15 protein-coding genes and 1 tRNA gene are annotated in these 16,518 nt (G+C 48.0%); 4 read left to right on the top strand and 12 right to left on the bottom strand.

Annotation, left to right across the window (positions count from 1 at the left end; genetic code table 11):
- Positions 1 to 20: 20 nt before the first annotated feature.
- Both DN748_RS05490 and DN748_RS05485 read left to right on the top strand, forming a co-directional pair.
- A complete protein-coding gene (locus DN748_RS05490; protein ID WP_112370759.1) occupies positions 21 to 1,796 on the top strand; it encodes a RagB/SusD family nutrient uptake outer membrane protein in 1,776 nt (591 codons plus the stop codon).
- A 333-nt stretch (positions 1,797 to 2,129) separates the two neighbouring features.
- Positions 2,130 to 3,200 carry a metallophosphoesterase gene (locus DN748_RS05485; protein WP_112370758.1) on the top strand — a complete coding sequence of 357 codons (1,071 nt, stop codon included), beginning with the start codon at positions 2,130 to 2,132 and terminating at the stop codon, positions 3,198 to 3,200.
- Between the two features lie 273 nt (positions 3,201 to 3,473).
- Here the strand turns inward: DN748_RS05485 and DN748_RS05480 are convergent.
- A tRNA-Ser gene (locus DN748_RS05480) sits at positions 3,474 to 3,558 on the bottom strand.
- A gap of 69 nt (positions 3,559 to 3,627) precedes the next feature.
- Positions 3,628 to 4,023: an acyl-CoA thioesterase gene (locus DN748_RS05475; RefSeq protein ID WP_410528307.1), complete on the bottom strand. Its 396-nt coding sequence runs from the start codon at positions 4,021 to 4,023 to the stop codon at positions 3,628 to 3,630.
- Between the two features lie 148 nt (positions 4,024 to 4,171).
- Between DN748_RS05475 and DN748_RS05470 the strand changes: the two genes are divergently transcribed.
- Positions 4,172 to 4,804: an NAD(P)H-dependent oxidoreductase gene (locus DN748_RS05470; protein ID WP_112370757.1), complete on the top strand. Its 633-nt coding sequence runs from the start codon at positions 4,172 to 4,174 to the stop codon at positions 4,802 to 4,804.
- Positions 4,805 to 4,859: 55 nt separating this feature from the next.
- The gene (locus DN748_RS05465) at positions 4,860 to 6,053 is read left to right on the top strand and encodes a DegT/DnrJ/EryC1/StrS family aminotransferase (protein ID WP_112370756.1); all 1,194 of its coding nucleotides are present in this window, start codon (positions 4,860 to 4,862) and stop codon (positions 6,051 to 6,053) included.
- Positions 6,054 to 6,149: 96 nt separating this feature from the next.
- Here DN748_RS05465 and ribB read toward each other — a convergent pair whose 3' ends face one another.
- The 10 genes from ribB to nhaC all read right to left on the bottom strand — a co-directional run bounded on the left by ribB (position 6,150) and on the right by nhaC (position 16,469).
- Entirely contained in the window at positions 6,150 to 7,295 is a 1,146-nt protein-coding gene (gene ribB, locus DN748_RS05460; RefSeq protein WP_410528306.1) for a 3,4-dihydroxy-2-butanone-4-phosphate synthase, read from the bottom strand.
- A gap of 75 nt (positions 7,296 to 7,370) precedes the next feature.
- Positions 7,371 to 8,837 carry an LptF/LptG family permease gene (locus tag DN748_RS05455; RefSeq protein WP_112370755.1) on the bottom strand — a complete coding sequence of 489 codons (1,467 nt, stop codon included), beginning with the start codon at positions 8,835 to 8,837 and terminating at the stop codon, positions 7,371 to 7,373.
- Positions 8,838 to 8,898: 61 nt separating this feature from the next.
- On the bottom strand, positions 8,899 to 9,555 hold the full coding sequence (locus DN748_RS05450) for a LolA family protein (protein ID WP_112370754.1): 657 nt from the start codon (positions 9,553 to 9,555) through the stop codon (positions 8,899 to 8,901).
- A gap of 43 nt (positions 9,556 to 9,598) precedes the next feature.
- The gene (locus tag DN748_RS05445) at positions 9,599 to 12,085 is read right to left on the bottom strand and encodes a DNA translocase FtsK (RefSeq protein WP_112370753.1); all 2,487 of its coding nucleotides are present in this window, start codon (positions 12,083 to 12,085) and stop codon (positions 9,599 to 9,601) included.
- 116 nt (positions 12,086 to 12,201) lie between these two features.
- Positions 12,202 to 12,561, bottom strand: a complete 360-nt coding sequence (locus tag DN748_RS05440) for a diacylglycerol kinase (RefSeq protein ID WP_112370752.1) — start codon at positions 12,559 to 12,561, stop codon at positions 12,202 to 12,204.
- Positions 12,562 to 12,738: 177 nt separating this feature from the next.
- The gene (gene tpx / locus DN748_RS05435) at positions 12,739 to 13,239 is read right to left on the bottom strand and encodes a thiol peroxidase (protein WP_112370751.1); all 501 of its coding nucleotides are present in this window, start codon (positions 13,237 to 13,239) and stop codon (positions 12,739 to 12,741) included.
- 245 nt (positions 13,240 to 13,484) lie between these two features.
- A complete protein-coding gene (locus DN748_RS05430) occupies positions 13,485 to 13,742 on the bottom strand; it encodes a DUF6952 family protein (RefSeq protein ID WP_112370750.1) in 258 nt (85 codons plus the stop codon).
- A gap of 6 nt (positions 13,743 to 13,748) precedes the next feature.
- Positions 13,749 to 14,057, bottom strand: a complete 309-nt coding sequence (locus tag DN748_RS05425; protein ID WP_112370749.1) for a thioredoxin family protein — start codon at positions 14,055 to 14,057, stop codon at positions 13,749 to 13,751.
- 143 nt (positions 14,058 to 14,200) lie between these two features.
- Positions 14,201 to 14,839, bottom strand: a complete 639-nt coding sequence (locus DN748_RS05420; protein WP_112370748.1) for a peroxiredoxin — start codon at positions 14,837 to 14,839, stop codon at positions 14,201 to 14,203.
- Positions 14,840 to 15,014: 175 nt separating this feature from the next.
- Positions 15,015 to 16,469, bottom strand: a complete 1,455-nt coding sequence (gene nhaC / locus DN748_RS05415; RefSeq protein ID WP_112370824.1) for a Na+/H+ antiporter NhaC — start codon at positions 16,467 to 16,469, stop codon at positions 15,015 to 15,017.
- Positions 16,470 to 16,518: the final 49 nt, after the last annotated feature.

The raw sequence follows: 16,518 nt of genomic DNA, 5'->3' as shown, positions 1-16,518 counted from the left end.
AAACAGTAAAAAATAAACAGATGAAATACTTTAAGAACATATTTTGTTTTTTTACCCTTACGGGACTTTTGGTGTCCTGCCAGGACGATTTTCTCGACCTCGTGCCTAAGGATGAGCTTACTGAAAAGACAACTTTTACCAGCTATGAGAATATTTTGACCTATGCCTGGGGGTTCTATGATGTTTTCCCCGGTTATGTGCCAAGCATACCGACATCGGAACGCAATGGGGATTTGTTCCTCAGGGCTGCTCCGAATTCGGAATCTGACTGGATCTGGCAGCGAATAACAGTTCCGGGGTCTTCTTCTGACTGGAATGATCCCTATCGCAATATCCGCCGTATCAATATAATGCTCGACAACCTTGATGGTTCCGGAATGGACCAGACGAGTATTGATCACTGGAGAAGTGTCGGTTATTTTTTCAGAAGTTACAATTATTTTGAACTCGTAAAAAAATACGGAAGTGTTCCGTGGATTGAACATGCGGTGGGTGATAATGACAATGATGTGGTTTACGGTCCGCGTACCCCCCGTGATGAGGTTACCGGAACAATGCTGGAGCAGCTCCTGTGGGCCGAAGAACATATAAAACCCGAGGGAGACGGCCCCAATACGGTAAACGTTCATGCGGTAAGGGCGCTTCTCTCCCGTTTCGGGCTTTTTGAAGGTACGTGGAGAAAATACCACGCCCTGGGAGGAGAAGAAGTTTATTTAAGAGCTTGTGCAGAGGCTTCTGAGAAACTCATGTCGTCTTTTCCTGACCTGCATCCGAGTTTTGACGAAGTCTTTAACAGTGAGTCGCTGGCCGGGGTTGCGGGAGTCATTTTGTTTAAGCCTTATGCATCCAACCAGTATACCCACGGGCAGACCGCCAGATCGAGGAACAGTTCCGGACGCTATGATTTAACCAGGAAAGCCGTCGATATGTACCTTATGACCGACGGAGAGACGCGGTGGACAAGTCCGCTTTTCGAGGGTGATAAAAGTCCTTATACGGAGTTCAGGAACAGGGACAGGCGTTTTTACTTTACCGTAACCCCTCCTTATGAAGTAGAGACTCCCAGTACCAATAGTACCGAATGGTCCTTTACCTCTGATCCCGTTCACAGAGAGTATATAGACCTGATGAATGAAATTTCGGACCCGGTACATAAAACCCTGCCACAGGTCAACTGGCGTGAAATCGTTTTAAGGCAGGTACCCCATTATTTTGATGACCGGAAAGGCCAGGGATTTATTATTAGTTATACCGGGTATTATTACTGGAAAAATTATAACAGGATATTGAATAATATCGATTTTGCGGATATAAGCGATGCTCCTGTATTCCGAATGGGCGAAATCCTGGTAAATTATGCAGAAGCCAAATTTGAGCTGGGAGAATTTGATCAGGGCACCGTTGACCAGACTATTAACAAACTACGTGAACGGGGATATATCGCCGGTCTGGATATTGGAAGTATACCGGATGATCCTACCCGTGACCCTGCCGTTGATCCTGTATTGTGGGAAATAAGAAGGGAGCGGGCTGTCGAATTAATGGGTGAAGGGTACAGACCTGATGATTTGAGAAGGTGGAAAAAGATGGATTATGTTACCGAGCGAAAACTCGGAAGATGGATTAAGCGGTCGGAAGTGAAAAAAGTACCTATCTTAAACGGGGCAAGCGAGGGCTATATTGATTATTACGGTGAGCCACCTGCCGAATTCCCCGGGTATTATTACTTGTGGCCCATTCCATCTGACCAGATCGTGTTAAATCCACAGCTGAAACAAAATCCCGGCTGGGAATAAGGGGACCATCATGATGGCTATACGGATAGCGTTCCGTTGATGCATAATTGAAAATACAAACTTTTATCATCGGTTTACCGGAGAGGTTGCCCTTACGAGGCAGTTTGAGCCTTTGTCCGTTAGATAAAAAAAGATTTTGAACCAAACTTTGAATTAATAAACTCGTCTTGAGTTATTATAATTTGCTGCAAAACCCTCTTTTGCACCCATATTTTGTCTTTTTTTCTCCCCATAGCTATGGCTATGGGGCTCCAAAAAGCCTACATCTGGGCACAAAATAGTGGCTTTTCGCCTAAATGAAACAACCCAAGACGAGTTCAATGTCAGACCAATATGAATAACAATATACACTATACTCGAAAATTAATTTGTATTTTTCTTTTCCTGTCCTTTCTGCTCACAGGTTGTCAAAGCGGAAACGATAGTGTTCAGGACGATAATAACGACGGGGCCTGGTTTACGCCGGATAAAGAAGAGTTAGGCCCCCCGATTGAACCCCGGGAGGGAGATTTTACAATCGTGATTCTCCCGGATACCCAGTATTATTCCTCCAAAGAGGAAAAAGGGGGAACTCCTGAAATGTTCTATTCCCAGATCGACTGGATCAGGGACAAACAGGAAGAACTGAATATCGTGTATGTGGCGCATGTAGGAGATATTACGGACAACGGGGATAAAGAGGAGACTGCTGATTATCAATGGGATGTTGCGAAAACTGCGATGTACGGACTGGAATACCCGAAGAGTATACCCTATGGAGTGGCCGTAGGGAATCATGACCAGTTTCCCATGGGATACCCGGTAATGTCAACTACCGCACGGTATAATGAACATTTTGGAGTGGAACATTTTAAGGGCCGTCCTTATTATGGCGGGAATTTGGGAGATGACAATGACAATCATTACGACCTGTTTAGCGCCGGAGGACTGGATTTTGTTGTAGTGTATATTGAATATGACAGGGAACTGATATATCCCGAGGCCATTGAATGGGCAGATGAAATAATAAAGAGATATTCCTCTCGAAAGGCGATTCTCGTAAGTCATTTTATTATTCAGAATAACGGAACAAAAGGGACCAACGCAGGAAAGCCCGGAGCATTCAGTGAAAAACAGGGAGTTGCTATATACGAAGGGTTGAAAGATAACCCCAACCTGTTTATGATGGTTTGTGGGCATGTGGCCGGAAATGGTGAAGGTTACCGGGAAGATACGTATAACGATCACACCGTACGAACATTTTTATCGAATTACCAGGCCCGCGAAAAAGGAGGAAATGGCAGGTTACGGATATATAATTTTTCAGTAGAAAATAATGAAATCAATGTAAAGACCTACTCTCCTTTTACAGACACTTATGAAACCGATGGAGACAGTCAGTTCACAACACGCCTGTTTGACTGATTACGGAAACCCTATTTTCGGGAGAACCGTTCTATAAGGCTTTCAATATCATAAAACCTATTTGCTTGATATACCCTGTCTTCTTCAGATAAGAGAGTGGGTTTTTGCATTGGCATCGGCAAGGTCATAAAATAGGGTGTCTGGGGAATAAAAGTAGGCTTTATGCGGCGTTTACATTGAGCGAAAAGTTGCATGACCATCTGAAAGATGAAGGAAAAGGGATTGCTGATTTACGAAAAAAAAAGAGGGTCTTCCCGATGAAGACCCTCTCGGCGGAGGAAGAGGGATTCGAACCCCCGGAGGTGTTACCCTCAACGGTTTTCAAGACCGCCGCATTCGACCACTCTGCCATTCCTCCTGAGCGGATGCAAATATAGAAAGCTTTTTTTGTTCATACAAGACATTTTTCGGGCTTTTTCTGATGGGGTTAATCGATAATGGAGGCGGGCTTTTTTTCATCATCTATGGCGACAAAGGTAAATACACCGGTCACTGCTTTTTCCCTGATGTCCTCATACATGTTTTCCATAAAGATATCAACCTGTACCACACAACTCGAGGTACCTACCTTAATCACGCGGGCAATGAGTTCTACCAGCGTACCCTGGGGAATGGGCTTGGTAAAGTCGATCTGCCCGGTAGATACTGTAACCACCTTTTTACGACTGAAACGGGTGGCGCAGATAAAGGAGGCTTCGTCCATCAATTGCAGGGCGGTACCTCCGAAGAGGGTGTCGTAATGATTGGTCGTATTGGGAAATACGGCCTTGAAAATATGTGTCTGTGAGCTTTCGATACGTTTCTGAATGTTTTGGTCCATCATGTGCAGGCTTGTTAATTTAGGGGGCAAAAATACTATTTCTTTACCCATTATGCTTACATTTGTTATGTATTATCACAAGGGGGACAGCTTATTTCGATAGGATGAACAGGACCTGGCCGGGCCCCTTTTTTTACCAAAATAGTGCAGGATGAATACCATAAAACAGTTGAGGTGGCGATATGCTACCAAAAAATTTGATACTACACGACATCTCGATGAAAAGCAGATAGCCCTGCTCAAGGAGGCTTTTAACCTTACGGCATTGTCATTCGGACTGCAACCTGTAAAACTGGTTGTGGTAAGCAATGAGGAGAAACGCGGGCAGTTGCTTCCGCTGGCCTTCGGGCAGCAGCAGGTGGTCGATGCTTCGCACCTGCTTGTGTTCTGTATCGAGAAAACAATAGACGAGGCGTTTATCAGAAGTTATTTTGACAAGGTAAAGGTCGTACGCAATACCTCGGAAGAAATACTGAAGCCTTACCGCGATTTTCTCATAGCCGATTTTAACAGGAAGACCAGCGAGGAGATCGAAAGATGGGCGCGCAACCAGGCATACCTGGCCCTGGGCAATATGCTTACCGTATGTGCCATGGAAAAAATAGATGCCTGCCCCATGGAGGGCTTTCGGGCCGAGGGTTTTGACGAAGTGCTGGGGCTGAAGGAAAGAGACCTGAGGTCGGTGCTGATCATGCCGGTGGGGTACAGGGCGGATGATGATATGTTTGCCGCCATGGAAAAGGTGCGCAAGGAGATCAGTGAGAGTGTGCTGGAGATCGAATGATTCCGCCACGTATTGGCCGAGACAACTATTTTTAACCCGATAATATTATATTGCTATGCCCGGATTTGAATTTTTCGGAGATTTGGAACGAAAACACCTGAACGATGTGCTGGAAAGCGGTGTACTGATGCGCTATGGCTTTGACGGTATGCGGAACGGACACTGGAAGGCCAGGGAACTGGAACAGGCGTTGTGCAGGAGAATGAAGGTGTCCCACGCACAACTGGTAAGCAGCGGAACGGCTGCCCTGACCGTGGCAATGGCCAGTGCAGGGGTTGGGGCGGGAGATGAGGTCATTATGCCGGTCTTTACTTTTGTAGCGAGTTTCGAAGCCGTATTATCCGTAGGGGCGGTGCCTGTACTGGTGGATATTGACGAAACGCTTACCCTTGCCCCCGCGGCCGTGGAAAAAGCGATCACCTCCAGGACAAAGGTTGTTATGCCGGTACATATGTGCGGATCACCGGCCAGGCTGGGCGAGCTGAAGGAAATATGCGACAGGCACGGACTGCTGTTACTCGAAGATGCCTGCCAGGCCATAGGGGCTACTTACGATGGGAGACCACTGGGCAGTTATGGCGACCTGGGGTGTTTTTCTTTCGATTATGTGAAGACCATTACCTGCGGAGAAGGGGGGGCGGTCATCACCAATAATGCTGCTTATGCCCGCAATGCCGATCATTATTCCGATCACGGACACGATCATAAGGGCAATGACCGGGGTGCGGAAAGCCATCCTTTTACGGGATATAATTATCGTATATCAGAACTGCACGCGGCCGTCGGGCTTGCACAGATAGGGCGGCTGGACGAATTTATCGGCATACAGCGGGAATATTCCGAAGTACTCAGAAAGGCCCTGGAAACACTGCCGGGGATACGTTTCAGGGAAATTCCCGAAGCAGGTGAAGAGAACTATTCCTTCCTGAGTTTTTTCCTTCCTGACGAGAAAACGGCAAGGGCCGCACATAAGGCTTTGGCCGAAGAAGGTGTGGACGGCTGTTTCTACTGGTTCGATAACAACTGGCATTATATAAAGAAATGGGAGCACCTGAAGCAATTAAAAACCTTGGGGAGGCTGCCCCGGGAAGTAATGGCCGGTCTGCCGGATTATGACAAGGCAGATTTCAGTGCTTCCGATGCGGTGATGGGGCGGACTATTTCCATACTTATAAAACTGGGATGGAGCAAGGAAGAAGTGGCGCAGCGTGCCGCGAAAATGATAAGGACCTTAAAAAAAGTGCTATAGGAAAGAGAATTGTAGCCGATGATTAAAACAAAAGTAAAACGCCGGGAGAGACCCGGCGTTTTACTTTTGTTTTATGTTGCTATGCCGCAATAATGGTCAGTAATTGACATATTCCACTATTTCCAGTCCGTAGCCTACCAGTCCCACGCGTTTGGTCTGTTCCGAATTCGACATCAGCCGGGCCTTGGAGATATCGAGATCGTGCAGTATCTGGGCGCCGATACCGAAGTCCTTCTGGTCCATGACTACCTTCGGGGCCTTCATGATACCTTCTTTCTGTAGCCCCTTGAGCTGTCCCAGGCGCTGTAGGAGATTGAGTGACTGGTTTTGCTGGTTGATAAACACGATGGCACCCTGTCCTTCTTCATTCAGCAAACGGAACATATTGTCCAGCTTTTTATCCGGATTGTTGGTCAGTGTTCCCAGGATATCATTGTTGACCAGGGTAGAGTTGATCCGGGTCAGTACGGGATCGCCGAGTTTCCAGCATCCTTTGGTGAGTGCAATATGCACCTGCCTGTTGGTGGTTTGTATATAAGCTCTCAGGCGGAAATCACCAAAGCGGGTGTGTATGTCGAAATCCTCTTTTTTTTCAATAAGACTGTCGTGTTGCATCCTGTAGGCGATAAGATCTTCTATGGATACCAGCTTGAGCCCCAGTTTCTGCCCGATTTCGGCCAGCTGGGGCAGGCGGGCCATGGAGCCGTCTTCATTCATAACCTCTACGATCACCCCGGCAGGTTCCAGCCCGGCCAGGCGGGCCAGGTCGATGGCCGCCTCCGTATGCCCGGTTCTTCGCAATACTCCTCCTTCCTTGGCAATCAGGGGAAAAATATGCCCCGGACGGGCCAGTTCAAAGGGTTTGGTTGCGGGATCTATCAGGGCCTTTACCGTTTTGGCGCGGTCACCGGCAGAGATACCGGTGGTAACCCCCTGCCCCCTGAGGTCTACGGATACCGTAAAGGCTGTTTCCATGGGGTCGGTATTATTGTTGACCATAACGTGGAGCCCGAGTTCCTTACAGCGTTTTTCGGTCAGCGGCGCACAGATGAGCCCGCGGCCGTGCGTAGCCATGAAATTGATCAGCTCGGGAGTAGCCATTTCCGCCGCAGCGACAAAATCGCCTTCGTTCTCCCTGTCTTCATCGTCCACTACGATGACAATTTTTCCGGCACGGATATCGGCAATGGCCTCCTCGATGGTATTCAGTTTTATTTCGGGTATTTCCATTGTAGTATGCATCTTATGAATTTTACAGTACAAAGATACCTATTTTTTTCAGCGACAGTGGGAAGAAGCGGTTTTAGTTCGCGGAAGTCATTCTTCTGATTTTCTGAACCTCTGGAAAAACTTTTTTACGGGTTCCGTAATGCTGTCCGTATCCAGTACGCCTTTGTCTGCTGTGGCCCTTCTGGTCAAGAAGATACCGAGGGGAAGCATGACAAGGGTGGAGAGCCATGCACCGAGGATCGGGGGGATACTGGCATCTTTGGCATAGTTCCGGGCAAACATTCCGAGAAAGTGGTAGGTGAGAAAGAGTATGATCCCCACCACCATGGGCAGCCCGAGCCCCCCTTTTCGTATAATGGCCCCCAGAGGAGCTCCTACGAAAAACAGGATGACACAGGCAAAGGCAAGGGCGTATTTGCTGTGCATAGCCATGAGGTAATAGTTGAGCACCATATCCTTGCGGAGGAGCTCATCTTTCTTGGCACTGACCGTATTGGCGATATTGGTGATATTTCCCCTGGCCACATCGAGTATCCGCTGTTTTTTTTCGGGGTCAAACAGCGACAAAAGGTCGTTGTCAGGAGCAGGGGGGGGGAGCGAATCCTCTTTTACACGCACACTGTCCTTGCCGTCGGGAGAGATCAGCGCGCGTTTTATGGTAGTGATCCCGGTACGCTTGTAAATATTGTCACCGAAATTGTGAATGGCCGTACTGTTGTGTTCTTCTATCGAATCTATAAGGACCCCGAGTTCGCCTACGTTATACATTTTGTAGGTGTTGTAGCTCTCATCTTCGAGGTTGACGTCGTTTACCTGCGAGAGGTCCATGTTGAGGGTGTAGATCTCAAATTTGGCCTTGGCATGCGGGTAATTATCGCGGTTTTTGGGGTTTGAAGGTTTCTGGTCTTCGTAATAATATCCGTCGATAAGCTTTAGTTTCAGGATATCCGATTTTTCGCTGCTGATCAGTTCCCCGTCCTTGGCCTTGATCACCAGCAGGTTTTCACCCCTCGAATTTTTCTTGTGGAGAATGACATTCTTAAGCATACGGTCGTCTTCGCCGTACTTTTTCTCCACCTTGATGTTCATGTCTTCTATGTCGTTGAACATGCCTTCGGAAATGGCCAGGGCAGGTTTTACCTTGGCGATGTTTTTCCTCAGGTTATAGGCCTTGAACTCGGCCTTGGGAATAACGCTGTTGGCAAAGTAGAAGGTAAACCCCCCGAGGGCAACCATAAATACGATAAGACTTCTCATGGCCCTGTACAGGGAAATACCTGACGATTTCATGGCTGCAAACTCGTAATTCTCGGCTAAGCTCCCGAAGGTCATCAGCGAGGCCAGCAGTACTGTAAAAGGGAGTACCGTAGGCACCAGACTGGGCGAATAGTAGAGCAGGAATTTGCCGATAACCCACAGATCGAGCCCCTTGCCGGCCAGGTCGTCGATAAAAAGCCATATCGCCTGGAAAATAAAGATGATCATCAGTATGGTAAAACAACTGACAAAGTTGAAAAGGAACCGGGATAATATGTAGCGATCAAGGATTTTCAAGGCCGGAAAAATTCAGGCCCGGAAGCGGGATGAATGCCCGTCTCCGGGGATATAACTGTGATTATTGTTCTATGATGTAATAGCCCTCATCCTCGTACTTCCCGGCATTAAAATTAAACAGGTTGCCGGATAGCGGCTGATCGGTCTTGAACGAATTGACCGTAATGGTGGTCCTGGTGCCGTTCTGCCCGGTCTGGATGAGGTTGTAAATGTGTTTGGTCTGTACATCGATCCCCAGCAGGATCTCTTTGGCCTCTGCATGGGTGTCTATGGGAACGAGTTTTACGTACTGTATCTGCCTGCCCCTTACGTTCTGGCGGATATCCCAGCTGTAGTTATAGCCGTCGGTATAGAACGTGAGCATTTTGGAAGGTGTGATGGTATTCTCGTCTTCCGAATCCGGACTTTCGATAACGACTTCCTCGTTTTCCGGGATGACAGTAATCACGCGTTGCCCGTCGAATATTTTGGTGGCCCCGAGGTAGTTGAAAAGGTATTTGTCTCCCTGTATGGTGACATCGCCCCGGGTTTCCTGTTTTATGTTTTCGGCGGTGTTTTCCAGGACGTATTTAAAATCTACAAAAATATTGTCATAACTTTTCACTTTCCGGTGCACCTCGTCGAGAAGGGCTTTTGCCTTTTCGGTGTCTTGTCCGTAGGATATGGTGGAGGTCAATAACAACACTGCTACTGCCCATACCATTTTTACTGTCTTCATAACCGTATCTTTTCTTTGTTAATGCATTCGTTTTTTCAGGGTGCTAACCTTCGTCTTTTGATTCGTCACCGGCCAGAAACTGTTCCAGGGCATACAGGTCCTGGATAAGCACCTGCCTGGCCTTGCTCCCTTCAAAAGGGCCTACCACGCCGGCCGCTTCCAGCTGGTCTATAATGCGGCCTGCCCGGTTATAGCCCAGTTTCAGTTTTCTTTGCAGCAATGAAGCCGACCCCTGCTGGGCGCTTACGATAACTTCGGCAGCCTCGCGGAACAGGGCGTCTCTTTCCTCTGCATCTATATCAAGAGCTGTGCCAGATTCTTCTCCTACGTATTCCGGGAGAAGATGGGCATCGGGATAGGCCTTCTGTGACCCGATAAAATCGGTGATCTTGGAGACTTCGGGAGTGTCTACAAAAGCACACTGCAGCCGTACCAGGTCATTGCCCTGGGTATATAGCATGTCTCCCCGGCCTATCAGCTGGTCGGCCCCCTGGTTGTCGAGAATGGTACGGGAATCTATTTTCGATGTCACCCGGAAGGCGATACGCGCAGGAAAATTGGCCTTGATGATCCCCGTAATGACATTTACGGAAGGACGTTGCGTGGCGATGATAAGGTGTATCCCGATGGCACGTGCCAGCTGTGCCAACCTGGCAATAGGGGTTTCCACCTCTTTTCCTGCTGTCATGATCAGATCGGCAAATTCGTCTACCACCAGTACGATATAGGGGAGGAATTTATGTCCGTCATTCGGGTTCAGTTTCCTGGCTTTGAACTTGGTATTGTATTCCTTAATATTCCGTACCATGGCATTTTTGAGCAGCTCATAGCGGTTGTCCATCTCGATACACAGGGAGTTCAGGGTATTGATCACCTTGGTATTGTCGGTAATGATGGCCTCGTCGGTATCCGGGAGTTTGGCCAGGTAGTGCCTTTCTATCTTGTTGAACAGGGTAAGTTCCACTTTTTTGGGGTCTACCAGTACAAATTTCACCTCTGCCGGATGCTTCTTATAGAGCAGGGAGGTGAGTATGGCATTGAGTCCTACCGATTTACCCTGTCCCGTAGCTCCGGCCATAAGCAGGTGGGGCATTTTGGCGAGGTCTACCACAAAGGTTTCATTGCTGATGTTTTTGCCCAGGGCTACCGGCAGTTCCATTTCCGCATTCTGGAATCGCGTAGAGGCGATGACCGAACGCATGGATACCGTAGTCGGCTTTTTATTCGGAACTTCGATACCTATGGTACCCTTGCCGGGGATGGGAGCGATAATACGGATTCCCAGGGCGGCCAGGGAAAGGGCGATATCGTCTTCGAGGTTCTTGATCTTGGAGATACGGACCCCCGCAGCCGGGATAATTTCGTATAATGTTACCGTAGGCCCTATGGTTGCCTTGATCTGGGAGATGTCTATCTTGTAGTGTTTCAGGGTTTCGACGATCCTGTTCTTGTTCTCCTCCAGCTCTTCCTGGTTGATGGTAATACCTCCCTGCCCTCCGTAATCGTTGAGCAGGTCGATAGGAGGGAACTGGTAATTCCCCAGTTCCAGCTTGGGGTCGAATTCCCCGAAATCCTGTACCAGCTTTTCGGAGAGGATCTCCGTAGCTTCCTTTTCTTCCCGTATTTTTTCCACTTCCATTTTGACGTCATCATCCGGACGGGAGTTCCCCCGTACGGAAGAAGAAATTCCGGAAGTCTCCTCATGTCCTGCAACTTTTATCTCGAAGGAGTTTTCGATATCCACATCAGACGTTTTATCGATACGGGCATATTCCGACGAAGGGGTTTGTTTTTCCCTGTTTTCCAGGGCTGTTTCAAAAGGAGACGGGCGTTCCGGAATATCGGATATGACCGGGGTTCCCTTTTTTTCCCTGGCTGTGGTAGCACCGGGTGTGTCCCCGGGCTTCCGCGATGCCCTGCTCAGGTCTTTTCTGAGGTTTTCGGATACTCCGGACAAGTAATCCCCGATCTTTTCCGGGGTGGTTTTCAGTTTTTTGACGGCAAAAACGATAAGCCCGAAGAGCAACAACAGTATAACCCCGGCCTTACCTGCATAATCCTGGAGAAAGTCATTCATTTCATAACCGACTACTCCGCCGAGAAGGGGAGCCCTGGAGGCGAAGAACCCGAAGAGCACAGAAAACCAGATCACCCCGAGAATCCCCCATATCCACCTGTTGATAAGTGTTTTACGTTCAAGGCCGAGAAACCAGTGCAGCCCGGTAAGGAAAAAGAGGTACACGAATATAAAGGCTGCAAGGCCAAAGCCCCTGTAAATAAAAAAGTAACTCACCGAAGCCCCGAATTTATTCAGCCAGTTCTGTGCTTCGGTATTTCTGTCGGCAAATTCGGAGAGCGTGCTCTGATCCTGCTGCCAGGTAAAAAAGAAAGATACAAAAGCGATCCCCAGGGCGATACTCAGTAGCATGACCAGGCTTCCGAGAATGATCTTGTTTTGTTTGGAAAAAGTAAATCTGGAAGTTTTGGGCTGTGATGAAGTAGCTTTTTTTCTGTTCCTTTTCTTTACCATTATACGCGTTCGGTTATTAGAGAACCCGTTAAAACTTTTTTGACCGGAGTGAAAAAGTCTGAACTGAGTTCAAAGCAAAAATACAAATTACAAACGTATGGGATCGAATTATATTTTTAAAAAATTCGGGGAATATAGATGATGCCCCCTATGATCATGGCCGAGACGGCGGCGATAAAAACCGCTCCTGCAGAGATATCCTTGATGATACCGATCTTGTCGTGATGGTCGGGGTGAACGAAGTCCGCTATTTTTTCTATGGCGGTATTAACACCTTCGAGGCTCATCACAATAGCTATGGCCAGAAGTTGCAACATCCACTCTACGGCAGAGATCCCGAAACAGAACCCGGCAATAACCGTGAGGCAGGCTATGGCTGCCTGTACCTTGGCACTGGCTTCCGTACGCAGTAGCAGCAAGGCCCCGTTAGCGGCATAACCGATACTTTTTATCCTGTTTTTCAGAAAAGAGCTCATGATGGCGGTTTGAATAGAAGGAAGGAGAATACAAGGAGGGATGAAAAAAGATCGCAAAAGACCCATCATTTCCTGGTTACCGGGTTATTAGGTTACTGAGTTATTTCGTGTTGACTAAATAACTCAGTAACCTAATAACGAATAACCATGGCTCCGGACTGCAGTCCGGAGCCATGGTTATTTCAGCGCTTTCAGTGCGGCATCGTAATCCGGTTCGTCTGCGGTTTCGGCTACCTGTTCGGTATGCGTTACATTTCCGTCGGTATCTATAACCACCACAGCCCTGGAGAGCAGCCCGGCAAGCGGGCCGTCAGCGAACTCAACGCCGTAATCTTTTCCGAATTGTCTTTCGCGAAAATCCGAAAGGGTGACTACATTGTCCAGCCCTTCGGCCCCGCAGAAACGGGCCTGGGCAAAGGGAAGGTCACGCGAAATACACAAGACCACGGTGTCCTCCAGCCCTGAAGCTTCCCGGTTGAACTTTCGCACCGATGCGGCACAGGTGCCGGTATCTATGCTGGGAAAAATGTTGAGTACTATTTTTTTACCCCTGAAATCGTTGAGGGCGGCCGGGGACAGATCGTTCCCGACCAGGGAAAAACCGGGGGCTTTCTTCCCGGTAGCAGGCAATTCGCCGATAGTGTGTATGGTGTTTCCTTTTAGTGTTACTGTTGCCATGATACTAATTTGTTTTGTTCAGGTTCAAGAAAGGTAAATATAACCAATCTTTGAGAAACTATCTGAATTTTATCCTTAAACAAATTTTTGACAGCTTCTGAGGAAAAATAAAAGGAGCATCGGGAACCTCGGGGCCACGCCCATAAATATGAAACGGGCCCCTGTTAAATCCCGGTTATTGAGTAAAAAAATCCTCTCCCGGATATTGCGAAAGAGGATTGCAGCAATTTTTTCCCGTCCGGGTATTATTTGTCTATGGAGCCCAGTACCCGCCCCATAAAGGAATTCAGCGCTTCTTTCTGCGACATGCCGTCCCTGATCATTTTATCGACTTCCACAGCACCATACATGTTGGAAATAAGCTCACCTATCACATCGAGTTCCTCGTCTTTCAGGGATGGGACCTCCGTAATGGATTCCAGGGTTTCAATAGCTTCTAATACATAATCCTGGTCATTTTCTTCTATAAAGTTTGACAGGTGTTTGATGATCGGTAGTTTCATGGAGGCTTATTTATTGTCGTCGATAAATGATTTCAGTACGTCCGTTTTGTTGGTCTGCACCTGGTTTACCAGTGCTCCGTCCCTGAAAACGGCAAAGGTAGGAAGATTGTCTACATTGGCCAGTTTTCTCGATTCCGGGAATTTTTCAGCATCAGCTACCACAAATACCGCGTTTTCGGCTTCGGAAGCAAATTTTTTGAACTTGGGTTTCATAATGCGGCAGTTACCGCACCATCCGGCCGAGTACTGAACAAATACCGTATTGTTTCCGGAAACTACTTCAGACAGGTTGTCTTGATCCAATTCCTGTATCATGGCTATAATTTTTAAGCGATTTTACATTGAGTGATGACCGGGACTGTTTTAAGGAAAGATCCGTGGTTTGGCCCGGTAAAGAGTGCCCGGCTTCGCGAAGCCGGGCACAGGGTATGTGATGTATTGCCTGAAAGGCGCTGTGATTAGTTCGCGCTCAGGTATTCGGCAACACCGGTTCTGGTAGCCGACATAGCTGTTTTTCCTTCTTCCCAGTTAGCCGGGCATACTTCCCCGTTTTTCTGAACATGCGCATAGGCATCGATCAGGCGCAGGAATTCGCTGACGTTTCTTCCTACGGGCATGTGATTGACGCTTTCGTGGAAAATGGTTCCTTCCTCGTCGATCAGGTAGGTAGCCCTGTAGGTTACATTGTCCCCGTCGTAAACGTAAGAATCGGTATCTTCCTGGTATTCTTCAGACTGCAGGTCCAGGATACGCAGCATATTGGCCAGGTTCCTGTTGCTGTCGGCCAGTATCGGGTAGGTAACTCCTTCTATACCACCGTTATCCCTGGAAGTGTTGAGCCATGCAAAATGTACTTCGGCCGTATCGCAGGAAGCACCGATAACCACGGTATTCCTCTTTTCGAATTCCGGCAATGCGGCCTGAAACGCATGTAATTCGGTAGGGCAAACAAAAGTAAAGTCTTTCGGATACCAGAAAAGAATTACTTTTTTGTTGTTTTTAACCGCTTCTTCAAACACATTCAGCTTGAATGTATCTCCCATTTCATCCATAGCGTTTACCGCTATGTTAGGAAACTTTTTGCCTACAAATGCCATAGTTGTTATTTTTATTTGATTATTAATTTTCTACTGCAAAAATAGCATAGTATCCGGACCTTCCGCATTATAAAAGATTATAATATTTTATAGTCTGATAGATGTTATTAATAACGATGACAGCCCGGGTTATTACCTGTCGTATCCACAGCAGGTTAGAGGAAAATCAGGTAGTTTATTTTTGGCGGAGCTGCCTTATTTTAATGCGCAGTGCCGCAAACAGCAGGGTCATGAACGGACTGAGATAATTGAAAAAGGCATAGCCTATATAGGCAGCCGGGCTTACCCCGAGAACACTGCTGTGATAGGCCCCACAGGTATTCCAGGGTACGAGTACGGAGGTTACCGTGGCCGAATCTTCCAGTGTACGGCTCAGGTTTTCCGGAGCGAGCCCCTTGTCCTTATATGCTTTGGCAAACATTTTTCCGGGTACCACAATGGCCAGGTACTGGTCTGAGGCCGTGACATTCAATGCCAGGCAACTGGCTACCGTACTGGCAAAAAGCCCGAAGGTGGTGTGGAACATTTTGAGCAGGCTGTCGGTAATACGGGCCAGTGCCCCGATGGCTTCCATGACACCTCCGAAGACCATGGCACATACAATAAGCCAGATGGTGTTCAGCATGCCGGCCATTCCCTTTGCAGAAAACAGTTCGTTCAGGGTGGGGTTTGTAGTGGAGATGGCCGTTTCCGTGGTTATGGCATCCATGACCCCCCGGTAGGCGGAGTGGAAGTTCAGTACTTTTTCCCCGGCGACCCCCATAACGATGTCGGGCTGGAACACAATGGCGAATATCCCTCCCAGTAATGTGCCTGCAAGCAGGGCGATCAGGGGCTGGGTCTTTTTTACGATCATAAATATGACCAGTACGGGGATGGTAAACAGCCAGGGAGTTATATTAAAGGTGTTCTCTATGGCAGCGATGATCCCGGCGGTGTCTGTCTTTCCGGTAGTGTCCATAGAAAAACCCATTATGATAAAGATGATTATCGTGATAATGATGGTGGGGGTTGTAGTCATGGCCATATACCGGATATGGGTAAAGAGGTCTGTGCCCGCCATTGCAGGGGCGAGATTGGTGGTATCGCTCAGGGGCGACATCTTATCGCCGAAATACGCTCCCGAGAGTACGGCACCGGCGGTCATCCCGACTGGGATACCCAGGGCATCCCCTATGCCTACAAGGGCAATACCCACCGTGGCCGAGGTGGTCCAGCTACTTCCGGTGGCCACCGAAATAATGGAACATATAACAACGCAGGCTGCGAGAAATATGGTGGGGTTCAATATTTGTATGCCGTAATACACCATGGCAGGAATAATGCCGCTTATGAGCCATGTGCCGGATAGCGCCCCTACCATCAGGAGGATCAGTATGGGGCTGGTGGTGGCTTTCAGGTTCTTGGCCACTTCCTCCATCATGTCGTGATAGGATATCTTATTGAAAAAACCTACTATGGCGGCTATCGAAGCCCCGATTAACAGGATAAACTGGTTAGACCCGTCCAGGGCACTGTCCTTGTATACAAAAAGAACATTATACGCGAGCATTCCGATGAGTGCCAATACGGGAATCAGTGCTTCCCATATGGAGAGTTCCCTGTTTTCAATGATCCTGTCTTCTTCCATATAGTTATAACGGTTGTAAAAAAGAGCCTGGTATCTGCCCGGTGAAGGA

Source organism: Sinomicrobium soli, assembly GCF_003285545.1.
Classification (GTDB): Bacteria; Bacteroidota; Bacteroidia; order Flavobacteriales; family Flavobacteriaceae; genus Sinomicrobium.
The sequence above is the reverse complement of the archived record's forward strand: the minus strand, read 5'-3'. Positions and strand labels throughout refer to the sequence as shown.